This window comes from Pontibacter litorisediminis (assembly GCF_029360645.1).
GTDB lineage: Bacteria > Bacteroidota > Bacteroidia > Cytophagales > Hymenobacteraceae > Pontibacter > Pontibacter litorisediminis.
Window position 1 is genome coordinate 622,225 of sequence record NZ_JARDUA010000001.1, and the last position, 13,901, is coordinate 636,125.

General features: G+C 52.7%; 11 protein-coding genes. 3 read left to right on the forward strand and 8 right to left on the reverse strand.

The window, feature by feature from the left end:
- Window positions 1-26: 26 nt before the first annotated feature.
- Window positions 27-734 (reverse strand): SDR family oxidoreductase, encoded by a 708-nt coding sequence (locus PXG97_RS02715; RefSeq protein WP_276496183.1) that lies wholly within the window; start codon window positions 732-734, stop codon window positions 27-29.
- 111 nt (window positions 735-845) lie between these two features.
- Here PXG97_RS02715 and PXG97_RS02720 point away from each other — a divergent pair, with 111 nt between their 5' ends.
- Window positions 846-1,577: an MlaE family ABC transporter permease gene (locus tag PXG97_RS02720; RefSeq protein WP_276496184.1), complete on the forward strand. Its 732-nt coding sequence runs from the start codon at window positions 846-848 to the stop codon at window positions 1,575-1,577.
- Between the two features lie 69 nt (window positions 1,578-1,646).
- Window positions 1,647-2,426: an ABC transporter ATP-binding protein gene (locus PXG97_RS02725; RefSeq protein WP_276496185.1), complete on the forward strand. Its 780-nt coding sequence runs from the start codon at window positions 1,647-1,649 to the stop codon at window positions 2,424-2,426.
- An 82-nt stretch (window positions 2,427-2,508) separates the two neighbouring features.
- Here PXG97_RS02725 and PXG97_RS02730 read toward each other — a convergent pair whose 3' ends face one another.
- From PXG97_RS02730 to PXG97_RS02745, 4 genes are all read right to left on the reverse strand, one after another.
- Entirely contained in the window at window positions 2,509-3,810 is a 1,302-nt protein-coding gene (locus PXG97_RS02730) for a NupC/NupG family nucleoside CNT transporter (protein ID WP_276496186.1), read from the reverse strand.
- Between the two features lie 111 nt (window positions 3,811-3,921).
- Complete coding sequence (locus PXG97_RS02735; RefSeq protein WP_276496187.1) at window positions 3,922-4,524, reverse strand: bifunctional nuclease family protein; 603 nt, start codon at window positions 4,522-4,524, stop codon at window positions 3,922-3,924.
- Between the two features lie 19 nt (window positions 4,525-4,543).
- The gene (locus PXG97_RS02740; protein ID WP_276496188.1) at window positions 4,544-5,524 is read right to left on the reverse strand and encodes an electron transfer flavoprotein subunit alpha/FixB family protein; all 981 of its coding nucleotides are present in this window, start codon (window positions 5,522-5,524) and stop codon (window positions 4,544-4,546) included.
- A gap of 2 nt (window positions 5,525-5,526) precedes the next feature.
- On the reverse strand, window positions 5,527-6,267 hold the full coding sequence (locus tag PXG97_RS02745) for an electron transfer flavoprotein subunit beta/FixA family protein (RefSeq protein WP_276496189.1): 741 nt from the start codon (window positions 6,265-6,267) through the stop codon (window positions 5,527-5,529).
- Between the two features lie 65 nt (window positions 6,268-6,332).
- Between PXG97_RS02745 and PXG97_RS02750 the strand changes: the two genes are divergently transcribed.
- The gene (locus tag PXG97_RS02750) at window positions 6,333-6,665 is read left to right on the forward strand and encodes a tetratricopeptide repeat protein (RefSeq protein ID WP_276496190.1); all 333 of its coding nucleotides are present in this window, start codon (window positions 6,333-6,335) and stop codon (window positions 6,663-6,665) included.
- A gap of 863 nt (window positions 6,666-7,528) precedes the next feature.
- On the opposite strand, the gene PXG97_RS02755 is transcribed toward PXG97_RS02750, so the two are convergent.
- From PXG97_RS02755 to PXG97_RS02765, 3 genes are all read right to left on the reverse strand, one after another.
- The gene (locus tag PXG97_RS02755; RefSeq protein WP_276496191.1) at window positions 7,529-7,825 is read right to left on the reverse strand and encodes an antibiotic biosynthesis monooxygenase family protein; all 297 of its coding nucleotides are present in this window, start codon (window positions 7,823-7,825) and stop codon (window positions 7,529-7,531) included.
- A 37-nt stretch (window positions 7,826-7,862) separates the two neighbouring features.
- Window positions 7,863-10,097 (reverse strand): ATP-binding protein, encoded by a 2,235-nt coding sequence (locus PXG97_RS02760; protein WP_276496192.1) that lies wholly within the window; start codon window positions 10,095-10,097, stop codon window positions 7,863-7,865.
- Between the two features lie 200 nt (window positions 10,098-10,297).
- Window positions 10,298-13,741, reverse strand: coding sequence for a pyruvate carboxylase (locus PXG97_RS02765; RefSeq protein WP_276496193.1), 3,444 nt, complete (start codon window positions 13,739-13,741; stop codon window positions 10,298-10,300).
- Window positions 13,742-13,901: the final 160 nt, after the last annotated feature.

Sequence of the window (13,901 nt, forward strand, 5' to 3'; positions counted from 1 at the left end):
CTTTCCATCTCCTTAACTTTCTAACTTTATAGATCTCCCAGCTGCGGCCTGATGAGGAGTTCCTCTACCACGCTGTTCTCTGATAACGTATAGGCACCCCAAACCGACATAGCCACGTCCTGCGGTTTCATGAAGCGCTCCGGCGGCAGGTCTACCCCCTCCCAGCTGGCGGTAAGGGTTGCCCCCGGCAGGATAGCCGTCACGCGCACACGGTGCTCCTTCAGCTCCTCGCGCAGCACCTTGGTCATGCCATACATGGCAAACTTAGAGATGCAATAGGAGCCACCGTTGGTGTAGGCCGTTATACTTGCCGTGGAGCACATGTTAAAGATATGGCCACTGCGGCGCGCGATCATCCCGTGCACGAAAGCCCGCGTGATGTAATAGGCGCTGTAGAGGTTGGTGTTGATCATGAAAGGCAGTGCCTCCTCGTCTTCTTCCGTTACCTTGCCCGGTATAAACAGGCCGCTGTTGTTCACCAGCACATCCACCTGAACGCCCAGCCCCTGCACATAAGTTATAAACCGCTTCAGGGAGTCGCGGTCGCTCAGGTCTGCCTCCTGGTAAAAGACCTTCGAAAAAGTATAGTTCTGCTCTATCTCTAGCTTCAGCTTTTGCAACTCTTTCTCATTCCTGGAGCAGGTGATGATGTGGAAGCCCTCCTTAGCGAACTGCTCAATAATGGCCCTGCCGATGCCCTTTGTGCCACCTGTCACCAAAATATATCTATGCATGGGATGCTCAGTTTTGTATGTTTTTCAATTTTATCCGTAATATAGTTATTTAACAGTATTTTTGCTTAAAAACGCGTAGTTTACCCTGTTTCAAACCCTGAGCACCGCAAAATGTTGCAAAATTTCGGAAAGTACCTTCTCTTCATGAAGAGCCTCGTCATCCGGGGAGAATCGCCCAGAATCTTGTTTAAGCGCACCATGGATGAGGCTATACTTATCGGTATTAACTCAATTTTCATCGTTGCCCTTGTTTCCACGTTCATCGGTGCAGTGTCTACTGTGCAGGTGTCTTACAACATGGTGAATGCCCTTATTCCGCGCTCTACCATCGGTTTTATTGTCCGGGAGATGGTGATCCTGGAACTGGCCCCCACCATCACGTCCATCGTGCTGGCAGGCAAAGTCGGCTCCAGTATAGCGGGCGGTCTGGGCACCATGCAGATCACTGAGCAGGTGGATGCGCTGGAGGTGATGGGTATCAACTCGATTTCCTATCTGGTGTTGCCTAAAATACTGGCCGCCCTTTTGGTCTTCCCGCTGCTGGTGATCATCGCCATGTTCCTGGGGCTGTTAGGAGGCTATATTGCCGGCACCGTGACCGGTGAGCTCACAGCACAGGAATATATCTCCGGTATCCGCATCGACTTTATACCTTATAACATCGCGTTTGCGCTCATAAAGTCAGTAATATTCGCTTTCCTGATCTCCTCCATCGCTTCTTTTAGAGGGTACTATACCTCAGGCGGCGCGCTGGAGGTAGGGGCAGCCAGCACGACGGCCGTTACACACAGCGTTATCGCCGTGCTGATTGCCGACTTCTTCAGTGCCCAGCTTTTGCTTTGATACGTTAAACCTTACAGGGGCAGCTGTGCAGCAAAGGCCACACTTCATACTTATTACAGATCATCCTTCATGATTGAGATACACAACATACACAAAAGCTTTAACGGCAAAACCGTACTGGATGGCATTAGCGGTGTTTTCCAGACCGGCAAAACCAACCTGCTGCTTGGCGCCAGCGGCACCGGCAAAAGCGTGCTGCTCAAGTGCATTGTGGGGCTCATCAAGCCGGACCTCGGCAGCGTTACCTTCGATGGCACTTACTTCACCAACAACAAGCTGGATATACGGCAGGAGATACGGCGCAAGATTGGCATGCTTTTCCAGGGTTCTGCCCTCTTCGACTCCATGACGGTGGAGGAAAACGTGGAGTTTCCGCTGAAGATGCTGACTGACATGCACAAGGATGAGCGCCTGGACCGCGTTAATTTCTGCCTGCAGCGAGTAGGCCTGGACGGAACCAACAAGAAAATGCCGTCGGAGCTGAGCGGGGGCATGAAAAAACGCGTAGGCATTGCCCGTGCCATTGCTCCGCAGTGTACGTACCTTTTCTGCGATGAACCGAACTCTGGCCTTGACCCCCTAACCGCCCTAAAGATAGACAGGCTGATAAAGGAAATAACCGAGGAGTACGACATCACAACGATTGTGGTGACGCACGACATGAACTCTGTGATTGAGATCGGCGACAACATCATGTTCCTGTACGAGGGCAAGAAACTGTGGGAAGGCACCAGCGACAACATATTGGACTCTGATGTACCGGAGCTGAACGAGTTTATCTTCGCAAACCGCCTGATGCGAGACGCCAAGAAAGTAGAAGAGGGAGAAGAGCGGAGCCAGGCAGAATAAGACGCCTCACTAAGTATAAAAAAGCGCCTCCTGCTATTGACAGGAGGCGCTTTTTTATACTTATATAACTGAATTTATACTTCTACAGCACGTAGAGCATACCGGCTACGGTTGCCGTCATCATACAGGCCAGTGAGGCGCCTAACAAGGCCAAAAAGCCCAGCTTCGACAAGTTACCCTGCTGGTTAGGCGCCATGCTTCCGATACCACCAATCTGGATGGCAATAGAACTAAAGTTAGAGAACCCGCAGAGCGCGTACGTCGACATGATCAGCGCCTTGTCTCCAAGCGTGCCCGCCGCCTTCATGTTGGCCAGGTCCAGGTAGGCCACAAACTCATTTACGGCTGTCTTCTGCCCAAGCAAGCTACCCACCTGCAGCGTATCCTGCCACGGCACTCCCATGATAAAGGCAAATATTCTAAAGATTTGACCCAGGATGTACTGGAACGAGAAGCCATTGAACTGCCCATTGGTGCTAGCTACCACAAAATCGTTTAGGCCGGTAACACCGCCAATTTTGATGAGAACATAGTTAAGCAGCGCGATGACAGCGATGAAGGCCAACAACATGCCGCCTACGTTGGCAGCCAGTTTCAGGCCGTCAGCAGCGCCGCGGCTCAGGGCATCCACCAGGTTCACGCCCAGCTGCTCCTCGTTCACCTCCAGTTCAGTATTAATTTTCTCCGGCTCTGTTTCCGGCACCAGGATCTTCGCCAGCACAATACCCGCCGGCGCGTTCATGATGGAGGCCGTCAGCAGGTGAGCCGCAAATACTGCCTGTTGTGCCGGGTCATCGCCGCCCAGGAAGGCCACATACGCCGCCAGAACACCTCCAGCCAGTGTTGCCATGCCACCCGTCATCAGGCACATAAGTTCCGACCGGGTCATGCGGGAAATAAACGGGCGCACCAGCAGCGGCGCCTCTGTCTGGCCCAGGAAGATGTTGCCTGCCGCCGACAAGCTCTCGGAACCTGACAGGCGCATGCCCTTCGACATAACCCAGGCAATGCCAAAAACGATCTTCTGGAGCACCCCCAGATAATAAAGGCCAGCTGAAACCGTGGAAAAGAAGATAATGGTCGGCAACACCGAGAAGGCGAAGATAAACCCAAGGCCACCATTATTGGAAGGATTTGCCAGGTTGCCGAACAGGAACTCGGCACCGGATTGAGAGAAACTGAGCAGTTTCACAAACAGCCTGCTCACAAAGGCAAAACCATCCGCTACTAAAGGCACCTGCGTCACCAGCACACCAAACAGAATTTGTAGGAACAAACCAAAACCTACCAGTTTCCAGTCGATGGCTTTTCTGTTTCTTGAGAAAAGGACAGCAATACCTACTAATACCAGCAGGCCGCCGGCACCTCTAAGAATATCGTACATCTATACTTGGTTGAAAGACAAAAACGGTCAAAATTAAGCCGAATATATTTCAAAACAAAAAGGTTCGGCACCACACGGCACCGAACCTTCTTAATTTATACTTCAGGTATATCAGTTTCGCTTATTCAGCTCATCTCGTATTTTGGCTGCTTTCTCGTAGTCCTCTTTTTCAAGGGCCTCGTTCAGCATTTTGTTCAGCTCATCCACAGAGGTTTGGCTCAACGACTCTTTCGTGCCGGAACTTGAGACAGAGGAGCTACTCTTGACAGACATTTCCTCGTTTTCATCCTCTTCCTCTTCCAGATCGCTCAGAATAATACCAGCCTCCGAAAGCACGCTCTCTACCGTATAAATAGGCACACCGAAGCGCAGCCCGATAGCAATGGCGTCGGAAGGACGCGCATCCAACTCAAACTCTCGCTCGCCGTTGGTGCATATTATCTTGGAGTAGAAAACACCTTCCTTCAGGTCTGAGATCAGTATCTCTGTTACCCGCACGTCCAGCTCCTCGGCAAACGATTTAAACAAATCGTGCGTGAGCGGGCGGTTAGGGTTTATTTTCTCAATCTGTATCGCAATGGACTGCGCCTCAAACATGCCGATGATGATAGGCAGCCTTCTGTTCCCCTCTTTCTCCCCTAGCACCAACGCAAACGACCCCGTCTGCGACTGGCTGGAGGAAAGGCCGAGTATCTCTAACTGAATTTTATCCACAGTATCTTTCTTCTAAAGTCTATTTGTCTAAAGCTTTGGCAGCCTCAATTAGTTTAGGGACAACCTCGAACGCATCGCCCACAATGCCGTAGTCGGCGGCTTTGAAGAACGGTGCTTCCGGATCCTTATTAATAACGACAATCACTTTAGAAGAGTTAACCCCGGCCAAGTGCTGGATGGCACCCGAAATGCCGATGGCGATGTATAGGTTTGGGCTAACGGTGATCCCTGTCTGGCCCACGTGCTCGTGGTGCGGTCTCCAGTCCATATCCGAAACAGGCTTGGAGCAGGCAGTGGCCGCGCCAAGGGCTTTAGCCAGATCCTCCACCAGGTGCCAGTTCTCCGGGCCTTTAAGACCACGGCCTCCAGACACTACAACCTCCGCCTCTGGCAGCAGCACGCCTCCGTCCGTCTCCTGCATCACCGTCTCCTTAGGGGCAGCTGCGAAGTCAGCATCGGTCAGCTCTGCCGAGAATTTCTCTATCGTGGCAGCGTTGCCGGCATTATGGTTCACCTCAAAAGAGTTTTTCTTCACTGCGATGATCTTCACAGCAGCCGCCAGGTTCACATCGGCAAATGCTTTGCCGGAGAACACACCGCGCGTCACCACAAACTGGCCGCCGTCGGTCTTAGGCAGCGACGTTACGTTAGTGGCCAGCGAGCCGTTCAGGCGAACCGCCAGCTTGGCGCCCACCGCGGCACCAATGTTCGAGTTAGAGAACACCAGCACTTTGGCGTCTTCCTGCTGTGCCGCTTTGGCAATTACCTTTACATAGGCATCGGCCACAAACTGCTTCAGGCGGTCGTCCGCGTCGTACAGCACTTTGCTGATGCCCTGCTCGCCCAGTTTGGCCAGCGCCTCTTCGTGCACCTCGCCAATGGCAACGGCAGTGGCAGAGGTGCCGAGCTGTTGCGCTACCTGGCTTCCGTAGGATGCAGCCTCCAGTGAGGACTTTTTGATCTCTCCGTTAAGACCTTCTACAAATACTAATACAGACATGGTTATAGTACTTTAGCTTCGTTTCTCAATAATGTTATCAGTTCTCCGGCATTCTCCGGGTCGATCATCTTCACGCCGCCCTTTTTCTCAGGCTTGCTGAAGTTCACGTATTCGGCCTTGGCCTCTGCGCCAACCGGCTCCTTCACGGCCAACGGCTTGGTACGGGCCGTCATGATGCCGCGCATGTTCGGGATGCGGGGCTCAGACATAGGCTGCTGTGCGCTGGCAACAAACGGCAGCTTCACCTCTACCACTTCCTTGCCTCCCTCTATCTCGCGCTCCAGGCGGGCAGTGGAGTCATCCACCATATCCAACTTAAAGGCAGGTACCACCGATGGGATGCCCAGCAGCTCGCCTACCATACCATGCACCTGAGAGCCGTTGAAGTCGATCGACTCTTTGCCCATCAGAATCATGTCATAGCTATTTTCCTTGGCCACGGCAGCGATCTGCTGCGCCACAAAGAAAGCGTCCACCGGTTTTGCGTTTACGCGGATGGCATCGTCAGCGCCAATGGCCAGCGCCTTGCGGATGTTTGGCTCAGCGTCGGCCTCGCCTACGTTCAATACTGTTACAGTGCCGCCTTTCGCCTCTTTCAGCTCTATGGCGCGGGTCAGTGCGTACTCATCCCATGGGTTGATGACATACTGCACCCCGTTTTTGTCAAATTCTTTGTTATCAGCCGTAAAATTTATCTTGGATGTGGTATCCGGTACGTTACTGATGCAAACTAATATTTTCATGGTTAGAAATGTTAGCTTTTAAAATTTAGATTTGTGCGAAGTTAATAAAATATAGCCAATTCGAAATGAACGAAAGCAGATTAGCGCAGCTCTTCAAATTTCTGGAAGACGACCCCAACGACGCATTTACACTATACGCCATAGCCACCGAATACCGTAAGGAAAACCCGCAGAAAGCGCTGGAATACTATGAAAAACTGCTGCGCGAGCACGAGAACTACGTGGGCACCTACTATCATGCTGCCAAGCTATACGAGGAGCTGGGCCAAAACGATGTAGCCGAGCAAACTTATAAGAAAGGAATGCTCATTAGCCGCCGCGAGGGAAACATGCACGCATTTGCGGAGCTGCAGCAGGCCTACAACAAAATGATGGGCCTGGACTACGAGGACGATTAACCGGCCGCTAACCCTCCTTTGCCGCTTGCATCAAAAATAGTATGCATGCATCATATTTACAAGTATACTTTATACTTGGTGCTACGGTTACGGTTTATTTTCTAACAGCGGAGTGAGCGTTTGGTTTAGAGGGGGGTAGCGTTGCGGGAAAATCTCCTGAATGGGTATAAAGAAGCGGCGTAAGCGGAGGCTGGCAGCTTACTGTTTTAGCCGTTTGTTTTTGCCGGCCTGAAACAAGCTATTGTCCAGCTAGTCGCTACTGTTGGTTTTCTCGCTGGCGCGAGGTTGTAACCTAGGCTTTGTATGCTTCCCTGGCGCAAGCGTCCGCGTGTGCCTTTTCATAGCCGCTGCTTCCTGCAACCTGAACCAAGCTATCCTTACTAGCTACAGCTGAACCTCCAGTCTTACAAGCGGCTCGTTTCATTTCTAGCTTTGGTGCTCTCTAGCCCGAGAGGGCTCGTCTTCGGGCATCGCGCTGTCTACATTTCCTTTGCTCCTGACGTCGCAATGCCTTCGGCACCGGAAATCTAGAAGGCGCTCAACCCAAAGACTGGGATCAGGTCCAATAGCTGCTGCTGCTGCTGCTGACAGAGCTAGGTGGTTGGACCCGGTGCTGCGGACAATTCCCTTCTTAGAGGGGCTAGTGGTGGGTTTACACCTGTAGGGACAGGTTGTAGATACCAGCAGCCATGAAACTTCTCAGTATGAGTAATAACAGAGCTCCCCTCCTGGGGTAGGAGCCCTCGAAAAAGCCATGGATGGCAGGAGTGGTTGGAGCAGATAACAGATAGATCTAACAATGGCTGCCCCGACCCCATTTAAGCATGGGAAAGAAGTGTGGTCAGAGGGGTATGTACTTTACCCTACTCCCCTACTAGTTCGAAGAAGCGGACTTTCGTTTTTCCCGGCACGAGCTTCACCCCTTTAGGGATGCCTGCATGTGATTCCTTCATGTGGTTTTTATACCATACCAGATAACTCTCCTCGTCTTCCCAATAAGTTAAGAGCCAGATTTCGTTGGGGTTATCCTGCGGCACCATCACGTTTAATTTAATAAAGCCAGAAGCATTATCCACCAGGTGCGGGCGGTTAATGAACGCTTCTCGTATTTCGGGTGCCATGTCATTGGCAATGGTAAAGGTGCTGGATGCGATAAACATACGGTATGGGTTAGGCTAAGCCTTTTCTTAATTTGATTTATACTTTAAGGCACACGGTAAACGTAGATCCCACATCGGGTGAACTTTCCACGTGCACGCTGCCTCCCAATGCCTGGGCTTGTATCTTGGTAATATACAGGCCCAGGCCCTTGGCGTCTTTGTTTTTATGAAAGGTGTTATAGAGGTTAAAGATCTTGTGCCCATAGCGTTTCAGGTTTATTCCCTGACCGTTATCGGTTACCGAGATGCAAACATGCTCCTGCTCCCGCCACGACCTTACCACAATAAACGGCTGCCGCTCGGGGAACCTATACTTTAACGCATTGGAGATAAGGTTGTGGGCAATGCTCTCTAAGTATACTTTGGGGGCGGATACCTCATGCACCCTCAGATCCAATTCTATCTTTGCGTTCGTCTCCAGGATGGTAGCCTGCAGGTTCTGCAGTTCACGGCCGATGACTTCCGGCAGCAAGACATCCTGCTGCTCCATTTTCTGGCCAAGCTCACTCTCCAGGATCATGTTCAGGTCATCCAGGGTAGTGGCCATGTTCTGCACCATCTTTTCCATCAGCTGCATCACCTGCTCTGCCGTCTCTGGGGTTGGCTGCGCCTGATATTGGTTAAGCAAGCCCTTCATGTTGCTGAGCGGCGAGCGCAGGTTATGCGCGATGATCTGGGCAAAGTCTTCCAGGCGGCGGTTTTTGGCCTCTACGATCTCTGATGTCTGGGTAAGCTTGCTGTTTAGCTCCTGCAGGTGCTCCTTCTGGTTCCGAAGCACCACAGAGATCAGGTCTTTCACCAGGGTCTGCGCAATCTCAACTTCATTCAGGCCCCATGGCGCCGATTTGCCACGGATCACCTGTTCCCAGCGGGCAAACGATTTGCGGGGGTGTATACGCTGCGAATTTTCCTCCGTCTTCTTCTCCGGCTTTCCCGCCCAGATGCGCTTCTCAGACAGCTCAGGCTTAAAATACAGCAGGTACTCCCGGTTAAGCTTCGATATTTCGACCGCTAGGAGCCCACTTGCCTGCCCGTGCAGGGTAGCGGAGGCAGGGTGCAGGTTGGAGAGGCTGCGTGTATAAAAAGTGCTGCCTTCTGCCTCCTTAGCCACCCAGCCAACTAAAGTCCTCAGCTCCGCCTCGTTAGGGGCATCACCGTAAGTATAGCATTTGCCACCCAACAACAGCGCTACCCCTGAGGCCTCTGTCAGACCCATGATGGCAGGCAACTGCGCCTGCAGCTCCTCGTCAAGCTTTGGGCTCTTCTCCAATTGGCGCAACAACTGCTCCTCCTGCCGGCGTAGCTCCTCCAGCTGCCGCAGGTCGCGCCGCTCCTGATGCGCCAGCAGCCCGTTCGCAAATGCCTGCGCCACGTTCAGGCAAAGCTGCCGCATCCAGAAACTGATAAACACTGGCGACTTATGCTGGCAGGCAATAATGCCCCACAATTTTCCGTTCGCGATGATGGAAATTGAGAGCGTGGCCTGAACCCCCATGTTCCCCAGGTACTCCAGGTGGATCTCTGATGGGTTGCGCAGCTCCGATAAGATGATGTTGGAGGGCTGGCCGGTGACCGGGTTGAAGTAGGGGGTTATCCTTACGGCCGTGGCCGACACGTCCGCAATTTGGCGTATTGGTTTCAGGAGCAGCAGCGCGCGCGCTTGTGCCGGTATGTCTGTGGCAGGAAAGTGGTGGTGCAGGTAAGAGTGCAGCCCCGGCACTACCTTTTCGGCGATCACCTCCCCATGCCAGTCCTCGTCAAAACGGTACAGCATCACCTGGTCATAACCGATGGCCTGCTGCACAAACTCACAGGTTAGCTGCGCCTGCGCCAAGACAGAGTCCTGCTCGTCGAGCTCCCGCAGGAAGCGTGTGTAGGCAGCTGTAATTTCGAGCTGCTGCTGCCCCGCCACCTGTTCTTCAAACGGCTCACACTCCAGCACCAAATGCCCTTGCGACTCATGCAAAAACCCGAAGAACTGCTTCCCCTGCAGGTGCACCAGTTCCGTATGAATGCCGCTTCTTTGCTGTGCCAGTTGCATTTCCAACTGTTTATACTCCTCCTCTGTAATAATTCTGCGCAGGGTCTTGCCCAACAGCTCAGCTGGGTCTGCTTGCAGAAAACCAGAGATATTTTCACTTACCTGTTCTACCTCCAGGGTCGTTTTGTGTAGGATAAGCTGGAATCCATGCGGCTGGATCCGCCCGATAAGGTGAATCGGTTCCTTTTCGCAATTAGACAGATCTACTTTGTAATTCTGGTAATTCTGCATTGGGTGTTAAGGTGCTGTAAACTGCTCGTTTGTTTAAGGTTGTAAGTTACCAATTATGGATGGGAATGCCATGTTTTTGAAAGAAGGAATGGTGTTTTTCAAAGTAGGTGCCCTAGTTTAGCTCAACTTTACTGTTGCAACAACAAAACCAACTCCTTTACGGAATTGGTTTTGTATGGTATACACCGGCTTCTTCTTTTTTACGATAGTGTCAGCACCAGATCGTCAGTATTTACCAGTTCCCCCTCCTGCAGCGTGACGCTGGCCACCTCCGCATCGGCCGAGGCGGTGATGGTTGTCTCCATCTTCATGGCCTCGATCACAAAGAGCGGCGTGTTCTTCTTCACCTTTTGCTCCTTCTCCACCAGTATTTTAGACAATAGCCCTTGCAGTGGCGCTCCAATTTGCTTCGGGTTGCCTTTGTCTACCTTCTGATGCTCCACGCGCTCTACTTTCACCGCTCTGTCACGTACGTCGATGTTGCGGCTCTGGCCGTTTAGCTTGAAGAAGACCGTACGCATGCCATCCTCGTTCACATGTCCCGTGGACTGGTACTTGATCACGATAGATTTCCCCTGCGCAATGTCGATGATAGCCTCCTCGCCGGGCTGCAGCCCATAGAAGAACAGGCGCGTCGGGATCTTGGACACATCGCCGTACTGCTCCAGGTGCCTGTGATAGGCCTCGTATACTTTCGGGTAGAGCTGGTACGAGAGGAAATCGGTAAACTTCGTCTCCTTCCCAAACTTCTCCTGGAAAGCGTCAAACTCCTTCTCAAAATCAACCGGTTCCAGGTGTTCGTTCGGTCTGTCGGTGAACGGCTTCTCCTCTTTCAGGATAATGTCCTGCAGCTTTCTGGGGAAGCCTCCCACCGGCTGTCCCAACTCGCCTTTAAAAAACGACTGCACCGACTCTGGAAACGAGATCTCCTCTCCCCGCTCCAGCACATCCACGGTCGTCAGGCCATTGGATATCAAGTATAAAGCCATATCGCCCACCACTTTAGAGCTCGGCGTTACTTTCACCACATCGCCAAACAGCTGGTTCACCTCGGCGTATGTCTCCTTTATCTCCTCCCACTTGTCGCCCAGGCCCAGCGCGTTGGCTTGCGGGCGCAGGTTGGAGTACTGACCGCCCGGAATCTCGTGGCGGTATACTTCTGCCGTGCCTGCCTTCAACCCCGACTCAAACGGGTAATAGTACTCCCGCACCGTTTCCCAATAGTTGGAATACTGGTTCAGGCTCTTCTGGTCAAACTCACGGTGGCGCTCCTGGAAACGCATCACCTCTACCATAGAATTGAAGTTTGGCTGCGAGGTTAGCCCCGACATGGCCCCCAGCGCCACGTCTACCACATCCACCCCTGCTTCAATGGCTTTAAGGTAAGTAGCTGATTGAACGGAGGATGTATCGTGGGTATGCAGGTGAATCGGCAGCTTTACCGTATCGCGCAGCGCCGTAATGAGCTCGGTGGCGGCATACGGCTTCAGCAGGCCCGCCATGTCCTTCACAGCCAAGATGTGCGCTCCCGCATCCTCCAGTTGCCTGGCCAGCTGCAGGTAATAATCCAGATTATACTTCGTCTTCTTTGGGTTCAGGATGTCGCCGGTGTAGCACAGGGTGCCCTCGGCCAGGCCTTGGGTACGCTTACGCACAAAATTGATGCACGGCTCCATGCTCTTCATCCAGTTCAGCGAATCAAAGATGCGGAAGATGTCTACCCCCGTCTCCCACGACTTCTCCACAAAAGCTTCTATCAGGTTATCCGGGTAAGCCTTGTACCCTACCCCGTTAGACCCGCGGATGAGCATCTGCAGCAGGATGTTCGGCACCGCCTTCCGGATATCGGCCAGTCGTTTCCATGGGTCCTCGTGCAGAAAGCGCAGGCAAACATCGAAGGTCGCCCCGCCCCATACCTCCATGCTAAAGGTCTGCGGATGGTCTTTGGCATAGGCCTCGGCAATCTTGAGCATATCAAAGGAGCGCATGCGCGTGGCCAGCAGCGACTGGTGCGCATCGCGGAAGGAGGTATCCGTATAGTGGATAAGCGGGTCGTTCCGTAGCCACTGGGCAAATCCCTCCGGCCCCAGCTCCGTCAGCCGGTCTTTGGTGCCTTTCTCGTACGGCTTGCTTGTATTGAAACCGTGGAAATCTGGTTTACGCAGCACTTTGTCAGGGTCTACCTTTTTCACATCCGGGTTGCCGTTCACGATCACGTCGGCCAGGTACGTGAGCATCTTGGTGGCCCTGTCCTGGCGCTGCTTGAACACGAACAACTCCGGGTGGCTTTTCACAAAGTCCACGGTAGAGTCGCCGGAAATAAACTCCGGATGGCCGATGATGTTCTGTAGGAACTGAATGTTGTGCTTTACCCCCCGGATACGGAACTCGTCCAGGGTGCGGGCCATTTTGGTGGCAGCTAGCGGCAGTGTCGGGGCATGCGTAGATACCTTTACCAGCAGCGAATCGAAGAAAGGACTGATCTTGGCGCCGGGGTAAACACTGCCCTGGTCCAGGCGTATGCCGAAGCCACCTGCGCTGCGGTAAGCGATGATGGTGCCATAGTCCGGCTTGAAATCGTTCTCCGGATCTTCGGTGGTGATGCGGCATTGTATGGCCACGCCATTAGGACGCACCACGTGCTGCGGCCCCAGCAGCACCTCCTCGTCATCCAGCCGGTACCCGTCGGCAATGTAAATCTGCGTCTTGATCAAGTCGATGCCAGTGATCATCTCCGTTACTGTGTGCTCTACCTGGATGCGCGGGTTTACTTCGATAAAGTAAATGTTGCTGGTGTGCGGCTCTACCAGGAACTCCACCGTGCCCACGTTATTATAGTTGACGGCCTTGCAAATGCGGATAGCATAGTCGTACAGTTTTTGGCGTGTCTCCTCGTTCAGGCTAATGGCCGGGGCTACCTCCACCACCTTCTGGAAGCGGCGCTGCACCGAGCAGTCGCGCTCAAAAAGGTGCGTGATGTTGCCATAGCTGTCCGCCACGATCTGCACCTCGATGTGCTTTGGGTTCTCCACGTACTTCTCCAAAAAAACCGTGTCGTCGCCGAAGGCTTTCAGCGCCTCGTTTTTCGCCTCAAAAAACCCCTTCTCCAGCTGCTCATCATCCCGGATCACGCGCATTCCTCGGCCACCGCCACCGGCGGCCGCCTTCAGCATTAAAGGATACCCGATGCGGTGCGCCTCCTCCAGCGCCGTTTCATAGGTATCCAGGTCTTTCGTATTGCTTTGGATGATGGGCACTTCACAGCTGATAGCCACTTTCTTGGCGGCGATCTTATCGCCCAGCGAGGCCATTATTTGGGGCTTAGGACCGATGAAGATGATGCCGTTATCGGCGCATCGCTGCGAGAAGTGCTGGTTCTCTGACAAGAAACCATAACCAGGGTGGATAGCGTCCACGTTGTTCTCTTTGGCGATTTTGATGATGCCGTCGATATCAAGGTAAGGCTGCAGCGGCTGGTTATCCTTGCCTATCTGGTAAGCTTCGTCTGCCTTGTACCGGTGCAGGGAGTAACGGTCCTCATAGGTATAAATGGCCACTGTCTCAATGTTCAATTCCGTGCAGGCACGCAGCACCCTGATAGCGATCTCGCCCCGGTTGGCAACAAGTACTTTTTTAATTTTCATGTAAGGTGAGAGTTGTAAAGGTTTAGTTTGTAATTCCAGCAACACTGGCAGGGCAACCACTGTTAAGTCGATGTTTAACTGCCAATAGAAAATATTAGGTTAGTACAATACTGATATCAGATGCTCATAATACCTGATTTTGAAGCAGAAGGTTATAGGC